At 26.3% G+C, this 8,896-nt stretch carries 6 protein-coding genes, 1 tRNA gene, 1 other RNA gene and 2 pseudogenes; 8 read left to right on the forward strand and 2 right to left on the reverse strand.

Annotated features, from left to right (window positions below):
- Positions 1 to 180 precede the first annotated feature (180 nt).
- Together NGI68_RS17300 and NGI68_RS12455 are read right to left on the reverse strand one after the other, a co-directional pair.
- A pseudogene (locus NGI68_RS17300) lies at positions 181 to 1,039 on the reverse strand (IS982 family transposase).
- 256 nt (positions 1,040 to 1,295) lie between these two features.
- A complete protein-coding gene (locus NGI68_RS12455) occupies positions 1,296 to 1,661 on the reverse strand; it encodes a peptidoglycan-binding domain-containing protein (RefSeq protein WP_251861802.1) in 366 nt (121 codons plus the stop codon).
- A 619-nt stretch (positions 1,662 to 2,280) separates the two neighbouring features.
- Between NGI68_RS12455 and NGI68_RS12460 the strand changes: the two genes are divergently transcribed.
- The 8 genes and pseudogenes from NGI68_RS12460 to NGI68_RS12495 form a co-directional block, all read left to right on the forward strand.
- Entirely contained in the window at positions 2,281 to 2,424 is a 144-nt protein-coding gene (locus NGI68_RS12460) for a hypothetical protein (protein ID WP_251861803.1), read from the forward strand.
- Positions 2,425 to 3,227: 803 nt separating this feature from the next.
- Positions 3,228 to 5,855: a DNA polymerase I gene (polA, locus tag NGI68_RS12465; RefSeq protein WP_251861804.1), complete on the forward strand. Its 2,628-nt coding sequence runs from the start codon at positions 3,228 to 3,230 to the stop codon at positions 5,853 to 5,855.
- Between the two features lie 11 nt (positions 5,856 to 5,866).
- Complete coding sequence (coaE, locus tag NGI68_RS12470; protein WP_251861805.1) at positions 5,867 to 6,505, forward strand: dephospho-CoA kinase; 639 nt, start codon at positions 5,867 to 5,869, stop codon at positions 6,503 to 6,505.
- Positions 6,506 to 6,522: 17 nt separating this feature from the next.
- On the forward strand, positions 6,523 to 7,068 hold the full coding sequence (locus NGI68_RS12475; protein ID WP_251861806.1) for a lytic transglycosylase domain-containing protein: 546 nt from the start codon (positions 6,523 to 6,525) through the stop codon (positions 7,066 to 7,068).
- A 97-nt stretch (positions 7,069 to 7,165) separates the two neighbouring features.
- Positions 7,166 to 7,250: transfer RNA gene (locus NGI68_RS12480), tRNA-Leu, on the forward strand.
- 178 nt (positions 7,251 to 7,428) lie between these two features.
- A non-coding RNA gene (ssrS, locus tag NGI68_RS12485) (6S RNA) lies at positions 7,429 to 7,621 on the forward strand.
- 181 nt (positions 7,622 to 7,802) lie between these two features.
- Positions 7,803 to 8,240, forward strand: a complete 438-nt coding sequence (locus tag NGI68_RS12490; RefSeq protein ID WP_251861807.1) for an ACT domain-containing protein — start codon at positions 7,803 to 7,805, stop codon at positions 8,238 to 8,240.
- Positions 8,241 to 8,573: 333 nt separating this feature from the next.
- Positions 8,574 to 8,896, forward strand: a pseudogene (locus NGI68_RS12495) (GNAT family N-acetyltransferase); the annotation flags it as partial.

Here is an 8,896-nt window from a genome sequence, read left to right on the forward strand (position 1 = left end):
TCAAAATCCGTCGAGGGAAACTTCGTGCGGGTTCGACTCCCGCCTTCGGCACCATTGCAAACACTAAGTTTGCGGACTTTGGATTAGTTTTCCAAAGTCTTTTTTATTTCTAAAATGTCAGTAGAATTATTAAAACCAAATAGAATTAACTTGTTGCTCTAAAAAAATCAGGAAATTTATCTAAAAATTAAATATTAAATATTTAATTTTTAACATAGTACTAGACTTTTTTAAAACTTTACTTATGAAACAGCAAGTATTTTAGTTATTATTCTAGTCATTAATTTCAAATGTGATTTAGCTACTATTTTTAAAATATTTAATTGATGGGAGAACTTAGAGTTAACTTTTTCAAAAAGTCTACGCTTTTTTAAGATTAGTTCTCTTATTGATTTGGGAAGTTGAAATTCACGGTTATTTTTTTAGTTATATTATATTTATAGTACGTTCTTTTTTAAATTCTAAAGAAAGAAGATTGCCTATATAGCTTTTGTCACCAATTATATTTAAATTTGAAGTGTTACTAGTTAATTCTCATAAACAGTCTCTATAATCTATATTAGCACAAGTTAATGTAAAATCTCTAATATATCCATTGATAGAAATTAATGAATAGATTTTAAAACCATAATAAGTTTCTCTTTAGATGAACCTCTTCCATATGAATCAAAAGCTTTATATGTTTTGTGGAAATGAGCTCTATGGAATTTACAAGTATAAATGGGCATAGATCTATGGTTCTAAATTCATTTTTATTATGTGCAAGAATACTTGAAACTCTGTGTATTATTATTTCTAAAACTTTCATAAGGACTCTATGAATTCTGTTAAAACGAGTACCGTTACAAAATTTAAGGAACAAATCTTGTGAGTTATTTTACTATCACTCATAATACATTTATTAATATTTCTACGATTTTTAATATGTTCTGGAATTATTTCTTGGCAAATATCATTGATTATAACAAATACAACAGTTATAAGATCGTTTAAATCTTCTATAACTTGTGATAGCATTTTGCTTATAAGTCTCTAACATATATATTTCATCCATTATTAAATTGGTGGTGCTTTTTAACAATAGGGTATCATACTATGCTAGTATGCTAGAGCTTTGCTATTTGTAAATACTGTAGCGCAACGAGTTACTTTAATATAATTTTATGCAAGTAAAAAAACACCTAATATTCATCATATTAAGTGCTTTTCTAGTATGCAAACATTATTAGTATAGGAGTTTTTCATCTACTTGATCTGCAGTTGTATTTTGTAGGCAGATTACTGCTTTTATATATTTATCTATGTAGTGCTCTCCATGTATTAGGCCCTACTATTCCATCAGCAGATAAACCTCTTGAAGATTGGAATCTCAAAACAGCCCTTTGAGTATTTGGTCCGAAATATCCATCAGGAGTTCCTGCATTAAATCCTTTGTTATTCAATGCCCATTGAGCAGCTCTTACAGCTGCTCCTTGAGTTATATGCCCATAACCAACATAAGTTCTAGTAACATCGACATAAATAGGAGCGCTATAACCACCATAATTGTGAACTGAAAATGATAATGTTTCAGCTTTAACTGGTTTCGCTACCCCTAGTGTAGATGCTGCAAATATACCAGCTGCTAAAAGTACTGTACTTAATTTTTTGAAATTCTTCATTATTATTCCTCCCTTAAAATTTATGTTTTAAATTGAATCACTTAATAATATTAACATAATTTTCATGGGAAATACACTGTATATGAACCATATATGGATTATTATATATAATTATGTATATTATACTACATAATTGATTAAATTTCTTTAATTTACTAATAAATTAGATTAATATATTCCTAATATACTAAAAATTTCTACATATATTTAAATTTTTTTAATTTGTCTTAAATAATGTTTCCCTAATTTTGTCTACATTATAATACCTTGGGTATATATTCATTTATACTAATATTTTTATATTTTAGCAAGTTGAACAATTAAAATTTTAAAATTGTGGACATATTACCTCTTTATAGTAAGGTAGGTATTATTATACGTGTAGATAAGTTTTGTGTTCTTATTTAATATTATGATACATCTTTTAAGTTGTTGGACTTTTGATTAATTGCAATAGCAACATTAATTAGAGCAATAAAACTTAAGAGTGCTATTGTTTTAACTTTACGTATGCATAATTAATGCAAATTATGTAAATTAAAATGTTCTTTTAATCTAGAGTCATATATTTCAATTGAAGTTCTTCCATTATAAAAATTTTGCTAACTTCAGTGTTTGTATGCGAGTAGCACAAATATCTATTATTCTTCTTATAATTAACTTTAAGGAAATAACGGCAATAACCATAGTTAGATGTGGTACACCACATGATCCAACAGGAACAGTTTATTTTGACAGTTGTATGGGAACATCTGAATTTTAGATAATTTCCATTTTTGTCCCAATAAGTTAGATCATAACCTATTGAACATACTGGAGGAAAATTTTCTTTCAAACCTTCTGGAGGAAAACACAGATCTCGAGAGAGAAGGAATATCATTGCCTGAGCTTTAGACTCATTATTTATATAATCATAATTTTTTTGAAAATCATAAACTAAATCCATCATAATGTAATACTTAGTATCTATGCTGCCTGAATATTTTACTATAAACTTTTTTATTAATGGTAGAACTAAATCAGCGTTGCTGTGACTTGCTGTGGAAGGTACTATACTTAAAGGTAATTCACTTTTCCAAGCTGCTAATATATGAAGCTTATATGGAAATCAACATATTTTATTACTATCTTTGCCACGCTTAGTACCTAGGTTAGCTGATTTACGATCATTTCCCAATTCTATTTTTGTTTATAGTTTCTCGTAAGTATATATTTTAGTAGAATCAATAGAAATCTTAGGATCAGCTATTAAGCATATTAACTTATCTATTTTTACTAATTCTTCAAAGTCTTTTTTCTAAATAAGGGGTAATTAAAAAAAATTAATTAGCACAGGAAGTTAGTATAGTAGAGAATAAAATATATTATAATAAAATATCAGGATATTTTAAGTATTATTAAAAATAAATTATTAATTTAGTGTATAATGGTTATAGTTTAAATTATAGAGGAAATGATAAAATTACAGTAATTACTTTGATGTATTAAAGACATTTAAGTGTATCTATCATAGTAGAGTTATTTTAAAATTTAATAATATACATTGTGAATTTTGGAGGTTCGTTTATGAATAAAGAAAGATTATTAATATTGGATAGTAATAGTTTATTAAATAGAGCTTTTTATGCGTTGCCTGATCTTATGACTGAAGATGGAATTCATACTAATGCCATATATGGATTTGTAAATATGCTTTTGAAGATGAAAGAAGAAATAAAGCCGGATTATATAGTAGCAGCCTTTGATAGAAAAGCACCTACCTTTAGGCATGAAGAATATAAAGATTATAAAGCAGGAAGAAAAAAAATGCCAGAGGAACTAGCCCAGCAGTTTCCTATAGTAAAAGAACTTTTGACTGCATTAGCAATAAACATATTTGAAATTGATGGATTTGAAGCAGATGATTTAATAGGTACATTGTCTGTATTTGCAGAGGAAAAAGCAATAGAAGTTTACATAGTTACAGGAGATAAAGATGCCCTACAATTAGCTACAGATAATGTAAAAGTAGTTATAACTAAAAAAGGTATTACAGAAAAAGAAATATATGATAAGAATAGAATGATAGAAGAATTTGGGGTTACACCTAAAGAGTTTATAGATGTAAAAGGTCTTATGGGAGATTCTTCTGATAATATACCTGGAGTACCTGGTATAGGTGAAAAAACCGCATTTAAGCTTATAAAAGAATATAAAAGCATAGAAAAGGTACTTGAAAACATAGAAGATATCAAAGGTAAGAAGTTAAAAGAAAATTTACATGAATATAGTGAGCAGGCTATATTTAGTAAAAAATTGGCTACTATTATATGCAATGTACCTATAGAGATAAGTTTAGATGAGATAAAATCAAAAGAAGATTATGATATAAATAAAGTTAGAGAAATGTTTAAAAAATTGCAATTTAAATCTCTACTAAACAAAATAGGGAAGGATTCAGTAGAGGAAGTTTTAGATGAGAAAGTAACTTACAAAGATATAGTCTCCATAGATGAATTTAAAAACTTAAAGGATAATATAATAAAACATAAAGAAAATGATTTATACGTATACTTTAAATTAGACAATGTGGTTTTATTCTTTAAATCAGAAATAAAAACTTTATATATTAATTTTATAAATGATATTTACAAGATAGATTTTGAAAGTTTTTTAAAGGATAAAAGAGAAGACTTTATAGGTATATGTAAAGAAATATTTGAAAATGAAGAAATCAAAAAAATTACTTATGATTCAAAGAATCCAAGAACAATATTAAGAAAATTAGGTATAGAGTTTAATGGTATAAAATTTGATGTAAATTTGGCAGCATATCTAATAGATCCAGTAAGAAAAGAATATGAAATGTTTAGTTTAGCTTCAGAATATTTATTTAAAAATATAAATGAAGAAGATGAAAATTTAAAAATAAAAGAAGTTAATATAATGCCACAGCTATACAAGATATTGGAAGAAAAAATAAAAGATCAACATATAGAAGAACTATTATATAATGTGGAACAGCCTTTAACAGAAACATTATCATCTATGGAAGCTGAAGGATTTAAGGTGGATAAAGATATACTGTTACAATTAGAGAAGAAATTTAAAAGGGAAATAGAAGCTACTCAATCAGAAATATATTCAATGTCTGAGGATGAATTTAATATAAATTCTCCTAAGCAGTTAGGGAAAATACTTTTTGAAAAGTTAGATTTACCTGTCATAAAGAAAACAAAGACAGGATATTCTACTAATGCTGAAGTATTAGATAAATTAAGAGATAAACATCCTATAATAGATAAAATAACTTATTATAGACAGTTAACAAAAATATACTCTACTTATATAGAAGGCCTAAAATCTGCTATAGAGGAAGATGGAAAGATACATTCAAACTTTAATCAAACTGTTACAGCTACAGGAAGATTATCTAGTACAGAACCAAATCTTCAAAATATACCTATAAAATATGAAATGGGAAGAGAAATAAGAAAAGTATTCGTTCCTAGTACAGAGGATTCTGTAATACTTTCAGCAGATTATTCACAAATAGAATTAAGGGTATTAGCGCATATATCAAAAGATGAAAATATGATAAATGCTTTTAGTGAACATGATGATATTCATACTAAAACTGCTTCAGAAGTATTTAAAGTTCCAATAGATGAAGTGACTCCTCTTATGAGAAGTAATGCTAAAGCAGTTAATTTTGGTATAGTTTATGGTATAGGAGATTTTAGTTTGTCTCAAGATTTAAATATAACTAGAAAAGAAGCAAAAAAATATATAGATGCTTATTTGGAGAGATATCCTAATGTAAAATTATATTTAGAAAATATAGTTAAGGAAGCTACTGAAAAAGGTTATGTAAGTACTATATTAAATAGAAGAAGATATATAAAAGAAGTTAAGGCTTCAAATAAAATAGTTAAAGCTGCAGGAGAAAGATTAGCTATGAATAGCCCCATACAGGGAAGTGCAGCGGATATAATAAAGCTGGCTATGGTAAATGTTCATAGAAAATTAAAAGAATATAAATTTAAAAGTAGTATAATATTACAGGTGCACGATGAATTAATATTAAATGTTTATAAGAATGAACTAGAGAAAATCAAAGCTTTAGTAAAAAAAGAAATGGAACAGGTTTTAGAATTGAAGGTTGCCTTAGAAGTGGATATAAACACAGGTAACAATTGGTATGAAGCTAAGTAGGGAGTTGTTTTATGAATTGCTCAGATAGTATTTTTAAAATTGGACTTACAGGTGGTATTGGTGCAGGAAAAAGTACTATATCACAAATGATAAAGGAAAAAAATATACCAGTAGTAGAGGCAGATGAGATAAGTAGAGAAGTTTTAAACTTGTATCCAGAAATTCTAATAAAGGTAGCAGATATTTTTGGAAAAGAATTTTTAGATGATAACGGGAATTTAAAGAGAAAAGAATTTGGTAGTTATATATTTAAAAATAAAGAGAAAAGAATAGAATATGAAAATATAATAATGCCTTATATAACACAAGAAACATTTAGAAGAATAAGGGTACTAGAAGAAAGTAAAGAGTTAATTTGTATATTAGATGCCCCTACACTAATAGAACAAGGTTTATATAAGAAGATGGATGTAAATATATTAGTTTGGGTAGATAAGGATACACAAGTAAATAGGGTTATGAAAAGAGATGGATTGAGTAGAGAAGAGATTATAAATAGAATAAATTCTCAAATGCCTATAGAAGAAAAAAAGAAATTTGTAGATTATATAATAGATAATTCTAAAAATATAGAAAACACAAAGGGAGAATTAGAAAAGATTCTTATGGAATTAATGATTAAGGCAGGAAAGAAGGGGGGAGTGCTCTAATATTAGGGCAAAAAAAAGTGAAGTTTTTAAGAAGGCTTTTGATTATAATATTAATACTAATTTTACTAATAAATATAACAAATATAGCAAAATATATTTTCCCTATGAGATATAAAGATTATATAGATATGTATGCTAGACAGAGTAATTTAGATCCTTATTTTGTAGCAGCAGTTATAAAAACTGAAAGTAATTTTAAAAAGACTGCTACATCTAAAAAAAATGCACAAGGTCTTATGCAAATCACACCAGAAACAGGAAAATGGATAGCAGAACAAATGAAAATGACCAATTTTAATGTGAATGATTTGAAGGATACAGAAACTAATATAAAAATGGGCTGTTGGTATCTAAATAATTTAAAAAAAGAATTTAATGGCAATATGGATCTAGTATTAGCCGCATATAATGGAGGACGAGGCAATGTTCAGAAATGGCTAAAAGATGCTGAACATTCAAAAGATGGAGAAAATCTTCACTACATACCTTTTAAAGAAACGGATAAATATGTAAAAAAGGTAAAGGTTGTATATAATATATATAAATTTCTTTATAAAAGATAAATAGTGATAATTTAATTACTTTATTGACAACAATATAAAAATATTATAATATAACTATAAATTATTTCATTAATAAATTTTTATGTGTGAAAGTTTAGCAGGTGTGCTGGAATCGGCAGACAGGCACGTTTGAGGGGCGTGTGTTCAAGGACGTATGGGTTCAAGTCCCATCACCTGCACCATTTTACTTTATAAAATATGTTTTAAAGTAAAATGTGAAAAAATATAATTTAAATATAATATTGTATTTAATTAATGTATATATATTGTGAAAACATTTTCTTAATATATGAAAAAAACTATTGAAAAATTATAAATTAATGTTTATAATGAATATAGAAAATAAATTAATAAAGCTTATAAATTCTGGGATATACGCTAGGCTCTATATTTTGAACCTACATCACAAGTACGGGAGTTCAACATTTAGATATGGATATGTGCCTTATTATGAGACCTTCGGACGGCATTAAGGAGATAGAAACATCTGTGAGAACACCCACCTATCGGAAGATAGGTGTCAAAATTGGAGCTACGGTATTTTGGATACTAGAATAAGATATAAAGAGAAGTATTTATACTTCTCTTTTTGTATTATATAGAAATTAAAAAGTTCATAATACTATTAAAAATATCTTTTTATGAGACTATTTATTAAGAAAATCATATATGGTATAATTGTATAGGTTATACAAAGACTAATTTATTAAGAAAAAATTATGGGAGGAGTTTTTATGCCTAACAAATTTTTAATTATAGATAATAGTATACTTCCGGATATCTTTGAAAAGGTTGTAAAAGTAAAAGAACTTTTGGCTAATGGAAAAGTGAAGGACATAACAGATGGTGTAAAAACGGTAGGAATTAGTAGAAGTACTTATTATAAATATAAAGATTTTGTGTTTTCTGTATCTGAAGGGGTTAAAAGTCAAAAGGCAACTATAGGATTGCTGTTAGGACATGAAAGAGGAAGTTTATCAAAAATATTAGATACAGTAGCGGAACATAAGTGTAACATACTTACAATAAATCAAGATATACCTATAAATAATACTGCAAATGTAAGTATAACTTTTGATATATCACAAATGACTGTAGGTTTAAAAGAGTTAGTTGAAGAAATAAAAAGCACTAAAAACGTAATAAAAGTAGATCTAATAGCTATGGAGTAAATAATAAGAACCTTCATCTTTTTATAAGATGAAGGTTTTTATTTTATACATAGAGAATATAATTAAATCATAGTTTCTAATAACATCTAATAAATTTTAACAAAAACTAAGAGTTGTTTTTTATTATGATATAAATAATTTAGAATCAAATATAAATTACAAATAATTTATATTTATACACTTATAGTTAAAAAAATATAGCTGAGATATTATTTAATGTGTGAAGAGTAACATGTATAAGAATTCTTTACACATTAAGCTTTGTTAGATATTAATATATAAAGGATTTTTAACAAAACTGTAGAATAACTTTATAAAGTAAGGGGGGATAGAATGTTAGATGTAGATATTAGATATCAGGATATAAAAATAGTTAATATAGACAAGGAAAACATAGAAGATATTTTTTATATGATGAAATCTAACCAAAATGAAGCAAATGTAAATTACCATCCCTTAACAAATGTAAAAGAATTAGAAGATACATTTATAGAATATTATTTAAGTGAATGTGAATTTTTTATTAAAATAATGTATAAGTCACATTTGATTGGAGTTATAAAAGGACGAGCAGAATTTAAAAATCCAAATGAAATTTGGATATTGTATTTTTTAAAAGATCGGTGTAAGTTAGGAAACGAAGAATGGTATAATAT

The sequence above is a fragment of the Clostridium sp. Marseille-Q2269 genome, from assembly GCF_943736985.1.
Taxonomy (GTDB): domain Bacteria; phylum Bacillota; class Clostridia; order Clostridiales; family Clostridiaceae; genus Clostridium_F.